Origin of the sequence: Microbacterium sp. C5A9, from assembly GCF_022627955.1 — a bacterium.
GTDB lineage: Bacteria > Actinomycetota > Actinomycetes > Actinomycetales > Microbacteriaceae > Microbacterium.
In genome coordinates this window covers 202,074-216,772 of the sequence record NZ_JABXGD010000007.1, presented here as the reverse complement: position 1 = coordinate 216,772, position 14,699 = coordinate 202,074, and the positions used below count along the sequence as shown (strand labels likewise).

General features: G+C 69.7%; 16 protein-coding genes. 6 read left to right on the top strand and 10 right to left on the bottom strand.

What is annotated here, in order from left to right; all coding sequences use genetic code 11:
* Positions 1-56: 56 nt before the first annotated feature.
* On the bottom strand, positions 57-1,322 hold the full coding sequence (locus HWD99_RS14640) for a hypothetical protein (protein WP_241796924.1): 1,266 nt from the start codon (positions 1,320-1,322) through the stop codon (positions 57-59).
* Positions 1,323-1,483: 161 nt separating this feature from the next.
* On the opposite strand from HWD99_RS14640, the gene HWD99_RS14635 reads away from it, so the two are divergent.
* Positions 1,484-1,939 (top strand): VOC family protein, encoded by a 456-nt coding sequence (locus HWD99_RS14635; protein ID WP_241796923.1) that lies wholly within the window; start codon positions 1,484-1,486, stop codon positions 1,937-1,939.
* On the opposite strand, the gene HWD99_RS14630 is transcribed toward HWD99_RS14635, so the two are convergent.
* Positions 1,936-2,364, bottom strand: a complete 429-nt coding sequence (locus tag HWD99_RS14630; RefSeq protein WP_241796922.1) for a DUF1761 domain-containing protein — start codon at positions 2,362-2,364, stop codon at positions 1,936-1,938. The two genes, HWD99_RS14635 and HWD99_RS14630, sit on opposite strands and share 4 nt — an antisense overlap.
* A 139-nt stretch (positions 2,365-2,503) precedes the next feature.
* Here HWD99_RS14630 and HWD99_RS14625 point away from each other — a divergent pair, with 139 nt between their 5' ends.
* Both HWD99_RS14625 and HWD99_RS14620 read left to right on the top strand, forming a co-directional pair.
* On the top strand, positions 2,504-4,165 hold the full coding sequence (locus HWD99_RS14625; RefSeq protein WP_241796921.1) for a glycoside hydrolase family 13 protein: 1,662 nt from the start codon (positions 2,504-2,506) through the stop codon (positions 4,163-4,165).
* A 106-nt stretch (positions 4,166-4,271) separates the two neighbouring features.
* Positions 4,272-5,282 (top strand): LacI family DNA-binding transcriptional regulator, encoded by a 1,011-nt coding sequence (locus HWD99_RS14620; protein ID WP_241796920.1) that lies wholly within the window; start codon positions 4,272-4,274, stop codon positions 5,280-5,282.
* Positions 5,283-5,303: 21 nt separating this feature from the next.
* Here HWD99_RS14620 and nhaA read toward each other — a convergent pair whose 3' ends face one another.
* The 3 genes from nhaA to HWD99_RS14605 form a co-directional block, all read right to left on the bottom strand.
* On the bottom strand, positions 5,304-6,575 hold the full coding sequence (gene nhaA / locus HWD99_RS14615; protein WP_241796919.1) for a Na+/H+ antiporter NhaA: 1,272 nt from the start codon (positions 6,573-6,575) through the stop codon (positions 5,304-5,306).
* Between the two features lie 66 nt (positions 6,576-6,641).
* On the bottom strand, positions 6,642-6,815 hold the full coding sequence (locus HWD99_RS14610; protein WP_241796918.1) for a hypothetical protein: 174 nt from the start codon (positions 6,813-6,815) through the stop codon (positions 6,642-6,644).
* A gap of 34 nt (positions 6,816-6,849) precedes the next feature.
* On the bottom strand, positions 6,850-7,191 hold the full coding sequence (locus HWD99_RS14605; RefSeq protein ID WP_241796917.1) for a helix-turn-helix transcriptional regulator: 342 nt from the start codon (positions 7,189-7,191) through the stop codon (positions 6,850-6,852).
* Positions 7,192-7,272: 81 nt separating this feature from the next.
* On the opposite strand from HWD99_RS14605, the gene HWD99_RS14600 reads away from it, so the two are divergent.
* Positions 7,273-8,562 (top strand): NAD(P)-binding domain-containing protein, encoded by a 1,290-nt coding sequence (locus tag HWD99_RS14600; protein WP_241796916.1) that lies wholly within the window; start codon positions 7,273-7,275, stop codon positions 8,560-8,562.
* A gap of 40 nt (positions 8,563-8,602) precedes the next feature.
* A complete protein-coding gene (locus tag HWD99_RS14595; RefSeq protein WP_241796915.1) occupies positions 8,603-9,007 on the top strand; it encodes an arsenate reductase ArsC in 405 nt (134 codons plus the stop codon).
* Between the two features lie 196 nt (positions 9,008-9,203).
* Here HWD99_RS14595 and HWD99_RS14590 read toward each other — a convergent pair whose 3' ends face one another.
* From HWD99_RS14590 to fdxA, 3 genes are read right to left on the bottom strand one after another with little or no spacing between them, the layout of a single operon-like run.
* Positions 9,204-9,833 (bottom strand): superoxide dismutase, encoded by a 630-nt coding sequence (locus HWD99_RS14590; protein WP_241796914.1) that lies wholly within the window; start codon positions 9,831-9,833, stop codon positions 9,204-9,206.
* A 22-nt stretch (positions 9,834-9,855) separates the two neighbouring features.
* On the bottom strand, positions 9,856-10,377 hold the full coding sequence (locus HWD99_RS14585) for a flavin reductase family protein (protein ID WP_241796913.1): 522 nt from the start codon (positions 10,375-10,377) through the stop codon (positions 9,856-9,858).
* A gap of 12 nt (positions 10,378-10,389) precedes the next feature.
* Entirely contained in the window at positions 10,390-10,716 is a 327-nt protein-coding gene (gene fdxA, locus HWD99_RS14580) for a ferredoxin (RefSeq protein WP_241796912.1), read from the bottom strand.
* Between the two features lie 76 nt (positions 10,717-10,792).
* Here fdxA and soxR point away from each other — a divergent pair, with 76 nt between their 5' ends.
* A complete protein-coding gene (soxR, locus tag HWD99_RS14575; protein ID WP_274618304.1) occupies positions 10,793-11,275 on the top strand; it encodes a redox-sensitive transcriptional activator SoxR in 483 nt (160 codons plus the stop codon).
* A 40-nt stretch (positions 11,276-11,315) separates the two neighbouring features.
* On the opposite strand, the gene HWD99_RS14570 is transcribed toward soxR, so the two are convergent.
* Entirely contained in the window at positions 11,316-13,562 is a 2,247-nt protein-coding gene (locus HWD99_RS14570; protein WP_241796910.1) for a glycoside hydrolase family 3 N-terminal domain-containing protein, read from the bottom strand.
* Positions 13,562-14,698, bottom strand: a complete 1,137-nt coding sequence (locus HWD99_RS14565; protein WP_241796909.1) for an ABC transporter permease — start codon at positions 14,696-14,698, stop codon at positions 13,562-13,564. Before HWD99_RS14565 ends, HWD99_RS14570 begins: the two co-directional genes overlap by 1 nt.
* Position 14,699: the final 1 nt, after the last annotated feature.

Below are 14,699 nucleotides of genomic sequence, written 5' to 3'. Positions count from 1 at the left end.
CAGCGCGCACCCTCCACCGGCTCGCGCAGGTACGCCGTCCGCGGCGCCGGCCGGAGTCAGTCGGCCGGAAGGCTGAACGGGTTGTCGCCCGCGGCCGCGAGCAGATACCAGGCCGTGGCTCCGGTGTGCAGGCTCGCGTAGTAGAGGTCTCCGAAGCCGGAGTCGAGGCCGTCGGTCGAGGTCGCGACGATCCCCTTGCCGTCGCCGTTCGCCGCATCGCGCTGGCCGAGGCGGATGCTGTCGAGCAGGGCCTCGGCGCGATCCGCGTCTCCTGCCCCGTCTCGCAGCTTGAGCGCCAGGGCGAGGTGACCGCTGCCCTCGAACCACACCTTCGACACGTCGGTGTCGCTGATCGACGGCCCCTGGTACTGGCCGTCGGTGGCGATGAGGTTCGCGAGCGTCCAGTCGAGCGCCGTGTCGTAGCGGTCGTCGCCGGTCGCGAGCGAGGTCCACGTCTGCGAGTCGAGGGGCACCGGGTGCGTGTTCACGGTGGAGCCGTCCAGCAGCGTCCCGGTGTCGACATGGCCGTCGGCGCTCTGCATCGCGGCGACGAAGTCGGTGGCGACCGCGGCTCGATCGGCCCAGACGGAGTCGCCGGTGAGCTGCGCCAGCTGGGTGAAGAACCCGGCGATGTCGCTGTTGTGCTCGGTCGACTTCCAGACCAGCGAGGTGCCGTCTTCGAGCTGTCCGCCCGTGTACCCGTAAGGGGCACGTGCCATGTCGGCCGTGTTCGCCTGGATCCACTGCGCGATCCGCACCGCGCCGTCGAGGTACTTCTGCTCCCCCGTCGCGTGGAAGAGCCGGGTGAGGGCCATACCGGTCCAGGCCTGGTTGCCGGTGAAGGTGCCGGGGCCCGTGATCTCGACCCGCCCCTGCCCGATGCCGTGCGGCTCGTACGAGGTGCGCACGCGCCCGTCGCCGATCGGGTCCTCGTCCTGCACGAACAGCAGGGTGTCGCCGACCGCCTGCGCGCGGCGGAGATCATCGGGCAGGCCCCGAGCCGTGTAGGCGATGATCACGAGAGCGTCGTCGTAGACGAACGAGGGCGTGAAGTCCCATGTCGGCAGGTCGGTGAAGAATCCGCCCTGGTAGCTGCGAGGCAGGCAGCGACCGTCGCCATCGCAGAACTCGTCGACGCGGGCGTCGAGGAACTCGTAGGCCATCGAGACCGACAGCGTGGGATCGGGGGCGGCGCCTGACGCGGTCGGGTCGTCCGGCGTCGCATCACCGGACGCGGCCGTCGCCGCACCCGCGACCAGCGCCGCCGCGACGAGCGCCGCGGCGATCATCCAGGGCGCCGAACGGCGCGAAGGACCCGACATCAAGACCCCCTAGGTCAGGACCGCGGTCCGAGTTCACGGCCCGCAGGCGACCAGGAGGTCACGAGAAAAATGCTGGCATACCAAGAAGTCTCGGCGGAAGGGGCAAAGGTCTAGATCTTGCGCCCTTCTCCGACGTCCGCCCTCCCGGGTATCATCCGGCCATGCCCATCACACTGGAGAACGTCGGCATCGCCGTGCGCGACCTCGAGGCGACGATCGCCTTCTTCACCGATCTCGGGCTCACGGTCATGGGGCGCGACGAGGTCAGCGGCGACTGGGCCGACACCGCCGTCGGGCTCGACGGCAACCATGCCAGGATCGCGGTGCTGACGACTCCCGACGGCCACGGCCGGCTCGAGCTGTTCGAGTACATCCACCCCGCGGCGATCGAGACCGAGCCCACACTGCCGAACGAGATCGGGATGCACCGGGTCGCGTTCTCGGTCGACGACATCGACGAGTCGCTGGCGATCGCCGCTCGGCACGGGTATCAGCCGCTGCGCGGGGTGGCGAACTATCAGGGTGTCTACAAGCTCACGTACCTGCGCGGCCCCAGCGGCATCCTCGTGATGTTCGCGCAGGATCTGACGACGGGCGACCCGAGCCCGCAGGCCTAGCCGAGCGCGGGTGGCCACACGCCGATCAGCACCGCCATGATGACGATCGTGACCAGCTCGTGCGCGATGTTCATGGTCGTCAGCGCGGTCGGACGCCCTTCGAACGCGTCATGCGTGATGAACCGCGCAGCCGTGAAGCCCGCCCACAGGAGCACCCCGGTGACGACGGCGGCCCAGAAGAACGACCCGTCGTAGAAGTGCCAGGCGATGGCGGATGCTCCGGCCAGCACCCAGGCCGTCGCAAAGCTCACGAACACGGTGGTGATGATCGCCAGCGTCGCGCTCGACGACGGCCGATCCATGTCGACGTTCGCGAGCTTCGACCAGCGCGTGCCGAAGACCTTCGGCGCGTACCAGACCGAGCCGACGATCATGCTCGAGGCCGTGGCGAGCAGGACCGCCCAGTAGTTGATCTCGGGAACCATGACAGCCTCCAGTCGTCGGATGCACGAAGCATACTCCCGGGGCTGCAAGCCGACACGGATCGGACTCGAACTCCACTCCCCCGAAACGATTCGATCTCAGCGGTGGCGGACCTGCAAGCGTTTGCACTAGCCTGTTGCCATGGCACAGCTTGAGCAGATCGCAGCCCCCGGTTCCGAGTGGTGGCGCAGTGCGGTCATCTACCAGATCTACCCTCGTTCGTTCGCCGACGCCTCGGGCGACGGCATCGGTGACCTGCCCGGCATCACCAGCCGCCTCGACTCGCTGAAGGAGCTCGGCGTCGACGCGATCTGGCTGAGCCCGTTCATGACGAGCCCGCAGCGTGACGCCGGCTACGACGTGGCCGACTACCGCGACGTCGACCCGCTGTTCGGCACGCTCGACGACTTCGACACCATGCTCAACGCGGCGCACGCCCGCGGCATCCGGGTCGTCGTCGACCTGGTCCCGAACCACTCGTCGGCGCAGCACGCCTGGTTCCAGGAGGCGCTGAAGGCGGCCCCCGGCAGCCCCGAGCGCGCGCGCTACATCTTCCGCGACGGCAAGGGCAAGAACGGCGAGCTCCCGCCGAACAACTGGGAGTCCGTCTTCGGCGGCGGCATGTGGGAACGCGTCACCGAGGCCGACGGCACCCCGGGCCAGTGGTACCTGCACATCTTCGACCCCACGCAGCCCGACTTCGACTGGAACAACGAAGAGGTCCGCGAGGAGTTCCGGTCGATCCTGCGCTTCTGGCTCGACCGCGGCGTCGACGGCTTCCGCGTCGACGTGGCCCACGGCATGATCAAGGCCGACGGCCTGCCCGACTACACCCCGCCGGCCGACGCCGACTCGATGGGCGGCGGCGAGGCGAACGTGCCGTACTGGGGCCAGGACGGCGTGCACGACATCTATCGCGACTGGCACCGGGTGCTCGCCGAGTATGACGGCGACCGCGCACTGTGCGGTGAAGCCTGGATGCCGACGCTGAAGCAGACCGCTCTCTGGGTGCGCCCCGACGAGATGCACCAGACCTTCAACTTCCCGTACCTCATGACGGAGTGGGACGCGAAGGCCCTCGGCGACGTCATCCGCGAGTCGCTCGACGAGTTCGGTGCGGTCGGCGCGCCGAGCACCTGGGTGCTCTCGAACCACGACGTCGTGCGACACGCCTCACGTCTCGCGCTGACCGACGACAACCCGCAGGGCGAGGGCATCGGCCCGAACACCCCGCACAAGCCCGACACCGCGATCGGACTCGCCCGCGCCCGCGCCGCGACGACCGTGATGCTCGCGCTGCCCGGCTCCGCGTACCTGTACCAGGGCGAGGAGCTCGGCCTGCCCGAGGCCATGGAGATCCCCGACGCGTTCCGTCAGGACCCGACCTGGTTCCGCACCAACGGCGAGCGCTACGGACGTGACGGATGCCGCGTGCCGCTGCCCTGGGAGGCCGACGCTCCGGCGTTCGGCTTCAACGAGACCGGCGCCTCGTGGCTGCCGCAGCCCGCCGACTGGGCAGCGTACTCGCGAGAGGTCGAGGAGAAGGACGAGACCTCGACGCTGTCGCTGTACAAGCAGCTGCTGGCCGTGCGCCGCGAGCACGGGTTCGGCAGCGGGTCGCTCGTGTGGGAGGACGCCGGCACGCACGCCGTCGCCTTCCGCCGCGGAGCCGTGCACGTGCTGGCGAACCTCGGCACGAAGCCGCTGGAACTGCCGGCCGGCGCCACGGTCATCGTCAGCAGCCAGCCGTTCGACGGCACCGCGCTGCCGGTCGACACCGCCGTCTGGTACACGAAGGCCTGACGTAGTCTGACGAGACCCCGCTCTCTGCACGAGGCCGCCGCTCCGACGGCGGATCTCGCGGCAGGAGCGGGGTCTCGCAGCCCCCACACCCTCCGAGAGGACTCCCATGGCGAGCATCGATGAGGTCGCCCGGCTCGCCGGCGTCTCGACCGCCACGGTCTCGCGCGCACTGAGCGGACGAGGCCACGTGTCGGAGTCCGCACGGCTGCGCGTGCAGGAGGCCGCATCGGCGCTCGGCTACGTCGTGTCGTCGCGGGCATCGAGCCTGGCATCCGGCCGCACCCGCAACATCGGCGTCGTCGTGCCGTTCCTCGACCGCTGGTTCTTCAGCACCGTGCTGTCGGGGGTCTCGGCCGCGTTGATGCGGGAGGGCTACGACATCACGCTCTACAACATCACCGCCGACAAGGACGTGCGCCGGCACGTGTTCGACACCTTCCTGCGCCGCCAGCGGGTGGATGCCGTGATCGCCGTGTCGATCGAGCTCGATGACGACGAGACCCAATACCTGCTCGACCTCGGACTGCCGGTGATCGCGATCGGCGGCCCGAACCCCAAGCTCGACACCCTGACCGTCGACGACGTCACCGTCGCCCAGCTCGCGACCGAGCACCTGATCGGCCTCGGTCACCACGACATCGCCCACATCGGCGCGAACCCCGAGTTCGACATCGACTTCCACATCCCGACCAACCGCCGCCTCGGCTTCGAGAAGGCGCTGGCGAAGGCCGGCATCCCCCTGAATCCCGCGTTCCTCGAGCCGGCGGACTTCACCGTCGAGGGCGGATACCGCGCCGCGAAGCAGCTGCTCGGCCGCCCCGGCCCTCGGCCCACCGCGGTGTTCGCCGCATCCGACGAGATGGCGATCGGCGCGATCCTCGCCGCCCGCGATCTCGGGTTCGCCGTGCCGGGCGATCTGTCGATCATCGGGATCGACGGCCACGAGCTCGGCGAGTTCTTCCGCCTCACGACCGTCGATCAGTTCCCCCTCGGTCAGGGGGAACGGGCAGCAGAAGCCGTGCTCGCCAAGCTCACCGAGGGCGAGGCCGCCGGCATCCCCGCAGCCCTGCCCTATGAGCTCAACGTGAGAGGGACGACGGCGCGGCTCGTTCCGTAGCCGCGCCGCCTCTCCGCGAGATCAGTCCGCGAGCTGCGCCCTGCGCGCCCGCGCGTTGCGCCTCGCGAGCAGCGCCCCGCCCACGACCGCGGCGATGAGCGACCCGAGCAGCACGCCGATCTTCACGTGCTCGTCGGCGACGGAGCTCGCGCCGTAGGCGAGCTCGCCGACCAGCAGCGAGACGGTGAAGCCGATGCCGGCGAGGAACGCCATGCCGGTGAGATCGGGCCAGCGCAGCGACTCGTCGAGACGCAGCGCCGGCACACGGCTGAGCAGGAACGTGGTCACGAGGATGCCGATCGGCTTGCCCAGCACGAGGCCGACGATGATGCCGATCGTGAGGGGGTCGGTGAGGGCCGATACCAGCCCGTCGATTCCGCCGATCGTCACACCGGCCGCGAAGAAGGCGAAGACGGGCACCGCGAAGAGCGTGGCCACGACGCCCCAGCGATCCGCGAAGTGCGGTGCCATCCCGTCGTACACGGGCTCGCCGTCGGCATCCTCCCCCGCACGCACCCGCGCGCGCTCCGTCGGAACGACCGGCACGACGAACCCGAGGAGCACGCCGGCCACGGTCGCGTGCACGCCGGCGGCGTGGATGCAGACCCAGACCGCGAGCGCGAGAGGAAGCAGGATCCACCACGCACGCACGCCCCTCTGCACGAGGAACGCGAAGCCCGCGAGGGGAAGCAGCGCCAGGGCGAGCCAGGGGAAGCTGATCGAGTCGGTGTAGAACGTCGCGATGATCGTGATCGCGATCAGGTCGTCGATGATCGCCAGCGTCAGCAGGAACACACGCAGCGCGGGAGGAAGGAACTTTCCGACGACGGCGATCACCGCCACCGCGAACGCGATGTCCGTCGCCGTGGGAATCGCCCAACCGCGCAGCACGTCGGCTCCGCTGCCGAGGTTGATGAGCACGAAGATCAGCGCCGGCACGATGACGCCGCCGACCGCGGCGGCGATCGGCAGCGCCGCCGCGCGAGGATCACGCAAGCGGCCGGTCACGAACTCCTCTTTCAGCTCGAGCCCGACGACGAAGAAGAAGATCGCGAGCAGACCGTCGGCCGCCCAGGCCCCGACGCTCAGATCGAGATGCAGCTCGGGGATGCCGAACGTGAAGTCCCGCACGGACTCGTACCAGGAGACGGCGGGGGTGTTGGCGAGGATCAGCGCAGCGACGGTGGCGGCGAGCAGGAGTGACCCGCCGAGCACGTCGCTGCGGGCGGTGGAGCGGATGCCGCGCCACAGTTCGTGCGGAGCAAGGCGAAGACGGGACGGAGAAGTGGACACGAGAAGACCTCACGCGGAAGAAGGGGTGGGATGGCGCAGAAGACCACACCCCTGTCGAGGCGTGGTCTAGTCGCGTGGCGGCGGGCAGCCCGCGATCTCGCCGTGCGAGAGGGTGCCCCAGACGCTGGTCCACCCGTTGGTTCCCGGGTGCATCACGACACGCATCGACGTCCTCATCGGGGTCGCCGAACGCAGCTCATGCGGAGCGCGCGCCGAAGCGGCGATGAGGGGTGCGGGCACGATTCGAGCCTACCGGGAGTGGCTGGCAGGCCCGTCAGAGAGCACGCAGGGCGTCGCCCGCCGCGTCGAGCGCACCGTCCGTCAGGGCGAAGTACGCCCACTTGCCGCGCTGCTCCCGGGTGACGAGACCCGCGTCGGTGAGCAGCTTCATGTGGTGAGAGACGGTTCCCTGAGAAAGGCCGATCGGTTCGGTGAGATCGCAGATGCAGGCCTCGCCCCCCTCGGCCGCGGAGATCAGCGAGAGCAGACGGATGCGCGACGGGTCGCCGAGCGCCTTGAACAGTCGGGCGATGCGCTCGGCCTCGGCGAGGGGCAGAGCCGAGGCCGCCCGCGGCGCGCAGCAGGCGGTCTCCGCGATGGTCACCGGAAGGGTCATACCGCCATCCTCTCACGCATTGACATTCTTCGATATGTGACGGATGCTTCATATTGAAGTTGATCGATTCGAGGAGATGTCATGCCGGATCTACCCGTCGCAGTCATCGGCGCAGGGCCTCAGGGCCTCGCCGCCGCGGCGCACCTGATCGACCGCGGCATCGACGTCGTGGTGCTCGAGCGGGGCGCCACGGCCGGGGCAGCCGTCTCGGAGTGGGGGCACATCCGGCTCTTCTCGGCATGGCCCGAGCTGGTCGATGCGGCATCCCGTCGCCTTCTCGAGACGACGGGATGGGCTGCCCCGTCCTCCGGCTACCCGACCGGAGCCGAGTGGGTGTCCGACTACCTCGCCCCTCTCGCCGCCGCCCTCGGCGACCGCGTCCGTCTCGGCACGACGGTGACCGGGGTCGCTCGGCAGGGCCGCGACAAGACCATCGACAGCGATCGTCGGAGTCAGCCGTTCGTCGTGCACACGCGCGACATCCGGGGACGCGAAGAGCGGATCATCGCGAGGGCGGTCATCGACGCGAGCGGCACGTGGGGCCTGCCGAATCCGGCCGGCGCCGACGGCTACCCTGCGCCCGGCGAGACTGCGGCATCCGACCTCATCTCCTACCGGGTGCCGAGCGACGTCTCGCCACTCGCAGGGTCGCACGTCGCCGTCGTCGGCGCCGGGCACTCAGCGACGCACGCCGTGCTGAGGCTCGTCGATCTCGCTCGCCGGGCGCCCGGCACCCGGGTGACCTGGCTTCTGCGCCGCGGCAGCGCGTCCGGAGTGTTCGGCGGAGGAACCGGAGACGGGCTTGCCGAACGGGCCGCTCTCGGCTCGCGCGCACGGCGGGCGATCGCATCGGGAGTCGTCGACGTGGTCACGGAGTTCCGTGTGGCCGCGTTCCGACGAGACCGGGATGCCCTGGTCATCACCTCGGAGGACGGCCGCGAGGTCGACGGCGTCTCCCGCGTGTTCGCGCTGACAGGGTTCCGTCCGGACACCGAGATCCTGCGTGAGCTGCGCCTCGACCTCGATGCGTCGCTCGAAGCAGTCGCGGGCATCGCCGCAGAGATCGATCCGAACATCCACTCCTGCGGATCCGTCGGCGCCACGGGGGCCCGCGAGCTCGTCCAGCCGGAGCCGACGTTCTTCATCGTCGGGATGAAGTCGTACGGCCGCGCACCGACCTTCCTCGCACTGACGGGCTACGAGCAGGTGCGCAGCGTCACCGCCCATCTGGCCGGCGATCACGAGGCGGCCGCGCGCAACGAGCTGGCGCTCCCCGAGACGGGAGTGTGCGGCGGATCGAGCGAGTTCGACCCGTCGGCGAGCGGATGCTGCGCAGCACCGGCAGTCATGCAGATCGCCACGCGTCCGTGACACCCACGACACCCGCGCCCGCCCTTACCCTGGAGACACCATGACCCACACCACGCCCTCCGTCCTCTTCGTCTGCGTGCACAACGCCGGCCGCTCGCAGATGGCCGCCGGATTCCTGCGCGACATCGCCGGCGACCGCATCGAGGTGCGCTCGGCCGGGTCGATGCCGGCCGACCAGATCAACCCGATCGCGGTCGAGGCGATGGGTGAACTCGGCATCGACATCACCGCCGAGCAGCCCAAGGTGCTCACGACCGAGGCCGTCCAGGCATCCGACGTCGTCATCACGATGGGATGCGGTGACGCCTGCCCGTTCTTCCCCGGCAAGCGCTACGAGGACTGGAAGCTCGACGACCCGGCAGGCCAGGGCATCGAGTCGGTGCGCCCGATCCGCGACGAGATCCGCCGCCGCATCGAGGAGCTGACAGGCGAGCTGCTCGGCTGAGCTGATCTGCCGCGCTGCTCTGCTGAGCTGATCTGCCGCGCTGCTCTGCTGCGCTGTCGTCGTGGCTCCGTGACGGGCGGGGATCTCCCCGATGGGCGGCCGGATACTGATTCATCCTGCGCCCGACGCCGAGAAGTCCGCCCGACGCGGCGTCCCGGCACCCCGGGAGCAGCAGTCGGGCGGACTTCCGCAGCGATCAGCGGGCGACGATGAGGCCCTGGGTCTTCTCCTGCGCGGCTGCGAACCGACGCTGCACGTCGGACCAATTCACGAGCTCCCAGAACGCCTTGACGTAGTCGGCGCGCACGTTGAGGTAGTCGAGGTAGTACGCGTGCTCCCAGACGTCGAGCTGCAGCAGCGGGGTCACACCGAGCGGCGCGTTGCCCTGCTGGTCGAACAGCTGGAAGATGACCGGTCGCGCGCCGACGCTGTCCCACGCGAGCACGGCCCAGCCCGAGCCCTGCACGCCGAGCGCGGTGGCGGTGAAGTGCGCACGGAAGGCATCGATCGACCCGAACGCGTCGGTGAGCGCCGCCTCGAGCTCGCCCTCGGGGTTGCCGCCGCCGTCGGGCGAGAGGTTCTCCCAGAACACCGAGTGGTTGATGTGTCCGCCGAGGTTGAAGGCGAGATCCTTCTCGAGCTTGTTCACGGCGGCGAAGTCACCCGACTCGCGGGCCGCGGCCAGCTGCTCGAGGGCGGTGTTCGCGCCGGTCACATAGGCCTGGTGATGCTTCGAGTGGTGCAGCTCCATGATCCTGCCGGAGATGTGCGGCGCGAGTGCCGAGTAGTCGTACGGCAGTTCGGGGAGGGTGTACGCAGCGGACATGCTGTTTCCTTTCGTTCGGAGGTCAGTTCTGGTCGTGCGGCAGCGAGTGGAATCGGCGATCGACGTAGACGAGCGGTCGCCCCGGCCGACCGAGGATCACCTCGTCGACCTCGGCGATCACCACAGTCGACGAGCCGACCGCGACGGTCGTCATCGGGTGCGCACGCATCGCCACACGGGCTGCGGGCAGGTACGGCTCGCCCGTGGGCAGAGAGCTCCAGCCCTGGTCGGGGGTGAAGCGCTCGGCCCCGCTCACGGCGAAGCTCTGCGCCAGCGCCGAGTGCGCGTCGTCGATCAGGTGCACGACGAAGCTCTCGGCGCCCAGGATCGCACCGGCGCTGCCCGTGGCCCGCGTCACCGAGAACACGATCGCCGCCGGGTCGACGGCCACCGAGGCGACGCTCGACGCGGTGAGACCCACAGGGCCGTCGGGAGTCATCGCCGTGATGATCGCGACCCCGGCCGGGTGCGCGCGGAACGCCGCCTTCAGCCCCTCGCCCACCTCGGACGGGACGGGTGCGGCGGGCTGCTGGTCAGTGCTCATCGATGTGCCTACTCATTCGGGTGCCTCCTGGGGCGGAAGTGCGGAGATGATCGGGTGATCGCGCTCGATGAGGCCGACCTTCGCGGCACCACCGGGGGATCCCATCTCGTCGAAGAATTCGACGTTGGCCTTGTAGTAGTCCTGCCACTGGTCGGGCAGGTCGTCTTCGTAGTAGATCGCCTCGACGGGGCAGACCGGCTCGCACGCGCCGCAGTCGACGCATTCGTCGGGGTGGATGTACAGCGAGCGCTCGCCCTCATAGATGCAGTCGACCGGACATTCGTCGATGCACGCACGATCCTTGACATCCACGCAGGGCAGCGCGATCACGTAGGTCATCGGGCACTTCCTGTCGAGGTCACGTATGCAACCGTAAGACCTCAAGTACACTTGAGGTCAAATCGAGGAGGTCGTCCTGAGCAGGGAAGAAGAGTCCGAGCGGGTCGCGCACGCCCCCGACGAGCCGCTCACGATCGGCGAGATGAGCAGGAGGACCGGCGTGGCCCCCTCCGCTCTGCATTTCTACGAGGGCCTGGGGCTCATCGCGTCGACGCGCACCGCCGGCAATCAGCGGCGCTATGCGCGTCACATGCTGCGCCGCGTCTCGCTCATCACGGTCGCGAAGCGCCTCGGCATCCCCCTGTCCGATGTGCAGGCCGCCTTCGCCGACGTGCCGCTCACCGAGACCCCGAGTCACGACGACTGGCAGCGCGCCTCGCGGCGCTGGAAGCGCGAGCTCGAGAAGCGTCGCGAGGGCATCGAGCGCCTGGAGCGCGAGCTGACCGGATGCATCGGCTGCGGGTGCCTGTCGATGAAGGCCTGCGGGCTGCTCAACCCCGACGACGCGCTCGGCACACAGGGCGCCGGCCCGCAGCGTCTGCGCGACGAGGACGCCTGAGCGTCCCCGTCACGCATCGCGCTCTCGCGACGGAGGCGAGTCAGGCCACTGTGAACGGGGCGACCAGCAGCGTCTCGTCGCGCGAGCTGGGGCCGACGAGCAGCTCGAACGCCCCGGGCTCCACGAGGCGGGTGCCCGCGGCATCGACGATCGAACAGTCGGCGACCGGCAGCTCGAGGCGCACGCGCACCGACTCCCCCGGCGCCACGTCGACCTGGCGGTAGGCCTTCAGCTCCTTGTCGGCCCAGCTCACGCTCGTGACCACGTCGCGCACGTACGCCTGCACGGTCTCACGCGCCGGGCGTGCACCGGTGTTCGTGACGGTCACCTCGGCCGTGATCGTGTCGCCGAGCCCCACGGCGGTCGACGTCAGCGCGAGATCCGAGTACTCGACGGTCGAGTACGACCGCCCCTCGCCGAACGCCCAGGCGGGCGACTGCGTCAGGTCGGCGTAGCGATCGCCGTGCTGGCCGCGGATCTGGTTGTAGTAGGTCGGCTGCTGGCCGACGTGGCGGGCGAACGAGATCGGCAGGCGCCCCGAGGGCTCGACCGCACCCGCGACGATCTCGGCGAGCGCGCGGCCGCCCTGCATGCCCGGGTTCGCTGCCCAGATCACGGCGGCGGCACGCGATGCGGATGCCGGCAGCACCAGCGGCTTCGACGCGAGCAGCACCACGACGACGGGCTTCCCGGTCGCGATCAGCGCGTCGAGCAGGGCGTTCTGCCCGCCGATCAGCTCGAGTGTCGCGGTCGAGCGCCCTTCGCCGACGAGTTCGATGCGGTCTCCGACCACAGCGACGACGACATCGGAGGCTTCGGCGGCGGCGACCGCCTCGGCGATCAGCGCGTCGTCGGCCGACGCGGGCACCACGACCGCGGGTCGCGGCTGCCCGTCGGGGAAGGTCGCTCCCCGCGGGTCGTCGTCGAGGGTGAGGATCTCGGCGCCACGCGCGTGTGTCACCGTCCAGCCGTCGACGCCCGCGAGGCCGTCGAGCACAGTCGTGATCATCTCGCGCGGCTGGCCGTCGAGCCAGCCCGCCTGACCGGAGCCGCCGGCCCAGTCGCCGAGCTGCGTCTGGGCGTCGTCGGCGAGCGGCCCGACCACGGCGATCTTCATCGGCGCCGCGGCGTCCAGCGGCAGCAGGCCGTCGTTCTCGAGCAGCACGATCGATCGGCGTGCCGTCTGGAGGTTGATGTCGGCATGCGCGGCGCTGCCGACCACGGCATCCAGGTCGTCCTGCGGCAGCCGCGGGTTCTCGAACAGCCCCAGCTCGAACTTCAGGGTGAGGATGCGCGCGACGGCCTCGTCGAACGCATCCTCCGCGAGCATCCCGGTCGACACCGCCTCGAGCGCGCCCGCGAAGAAGCCGGGCGTGTTCATGACCATGTCGTTGCCGGCCCTCACAGCCGCGGCAGAGGCGTGCGCGTAGTCGGGCTGCACCTGCTGCTCCCACACCATGCGGCCGACGTTGTCCCAGTCGGTGATGAGCGTGCCGGTGTAGCCCCATTCGCCGCGCAGCACGTCGCTGAGCAGCCAGTCGTTCACCGTGATCGGCACGCCGTCGGTGGTCTGGTAGCCGAGCATGAACGTGCGGCATCCCTCGCGGGCCACGCGCTCGAACGGCGGCAGGAACCAGCTGCGCAGCTTGCGGCGAGAGATGTCGGCCTCGCTCGCGTCGCGACCGCCCTGCGTCTCGGAGTACCCGGCGAAGTGCTTGGCCGTGGCCAGGATCGCGGTCGGGTCGTCGAGGCCCTCACCCTGGTACCCGCGCACCATGGCCGAGGCGAGCTCGCCGATCAGGAACGGGTCCTCACCGAACGTCTCGTCGATGCGGCCCCAGCGCAGATCGCGCGCGATGCACAGCACCGGAGAGAAGGTCCAGTGGATGCCGGTCGCGGCGACCTCGACCGCGGTGGCCCTGGCGACCTTCTCGACCAGCTCCGCATCCCACGTCGCGGCCATGCCGAGCTGCGTCGGGTAGATGGTCGCCCCGGGCCAGAACGAGTGGCCGTGGATGCAGTCCTCGCCCACCAGCAGCGGGATGCGCAGCCGGGTCTGCGAGGTCAGCTCGTTCGCCCGGATGATGCGCTCGGGCGAGGTGTGCAGGATCGACCCGACGTGCTTTCCCAGCACGTGGTCGTCGAGGTCGTCGCGGGCGTCGAGCTGCAGCATCTGCCCGATCTTCTCCTCGACCGTCATGCGATCGAGGAGGTCGGTGACGCGTGCGGCGATCGGCAGCTCGGGGTCGAGGTACGGCAGGGATTCGGTCAGGGTCTGAGAGGTCATCACTCGGCGTTCTGTGTCTTCGCGTCGGTCGTCGCGCTGTCGGTCTTCGTCGGGGTCGTCGTCGTCGCCGCGCTCTGCACGGTACCCGAGTCGGTCGTCGGCACGCTGCGCACCGCCGTCACGGGGTCGTTCACGTTGAGACCCTTCTTCTTCATCGCGCGGGCGCGCTCACCCGCCGACCGCAGCCTGGGGTTCACGTACTCGTCGATGCCGAAGTTGATGAGCGACAGGGCCACGCCGATGATGGCGATGCAGAGGCCGGCGGGCACGTACCACCACCACAGTCGCGGGAAGGCGCCGTTCTGCTGCGCCCAGAACAGGATCGTGCCCCAGTTCAGGTTGCTCACCGGGATCACGCCGATGAAGGCGAGGGTCGTGAGGCCGAGGATGGCCGCGGTGACGGTGCCGACGAAGCTCGACGCGATCAGCGCCATGAGGTTCGGCAGCATCTCGACCGTGATGATGCGGTGCAGCGGCTCGCCGTTGGCGCGGGCGGCCTGGATGAAGTCGCGGTTGCGCAGCGACATGGTCTGCGCCCGCAGCACGCGCGCACCCCACGCCCAGCCCGTGAGTCCCAGCACCGCGGCGATCACGATGAGCGGCGGGTTCTCGAACTGCGAGGCCACGATGATGATCAGCGGGATGCCGGGGATCACCAGGAACACGTTGGTGAGGGCCGACAGCGATTCGCTCTTCCAGCCGCGCACGTACCCGGCGATGACGCCGATCGTGATCGCGATGATCGTGGCGATGATGGCCGAGAGGAAGCCGACGACGACCACGCCGCGCGTGCCGAAGATGAGCTGGCTGAGCACGTCCTCCCCCATGTGCGTGGTGCCGAGCCAGTGGTCGAGGGAGGGCGGCTGGCGGAGCGCGGTGCGGTCCTTCTGCGTCGGGCCGTAGGGCGCGAGCAGCGGCGCGAAGATCGCGATCAGCACGAACACCCCGAGGATGATCAGCCCGGCGATCGACTTCGGGTTGCGGAACATCGCGAAGGAGTGCGCCAGCTGCGACCAGAAGGTCTTGCGGGCGGGCGCCTCGTCGCCGGCGGTGCGGAACGTCGCGGTCTCGGGCATCCCGGTGGCGATCGTGCTGCCGTCGGGAGCCGTGGTCTCGGTCGAGGTGGGAACGCTCATG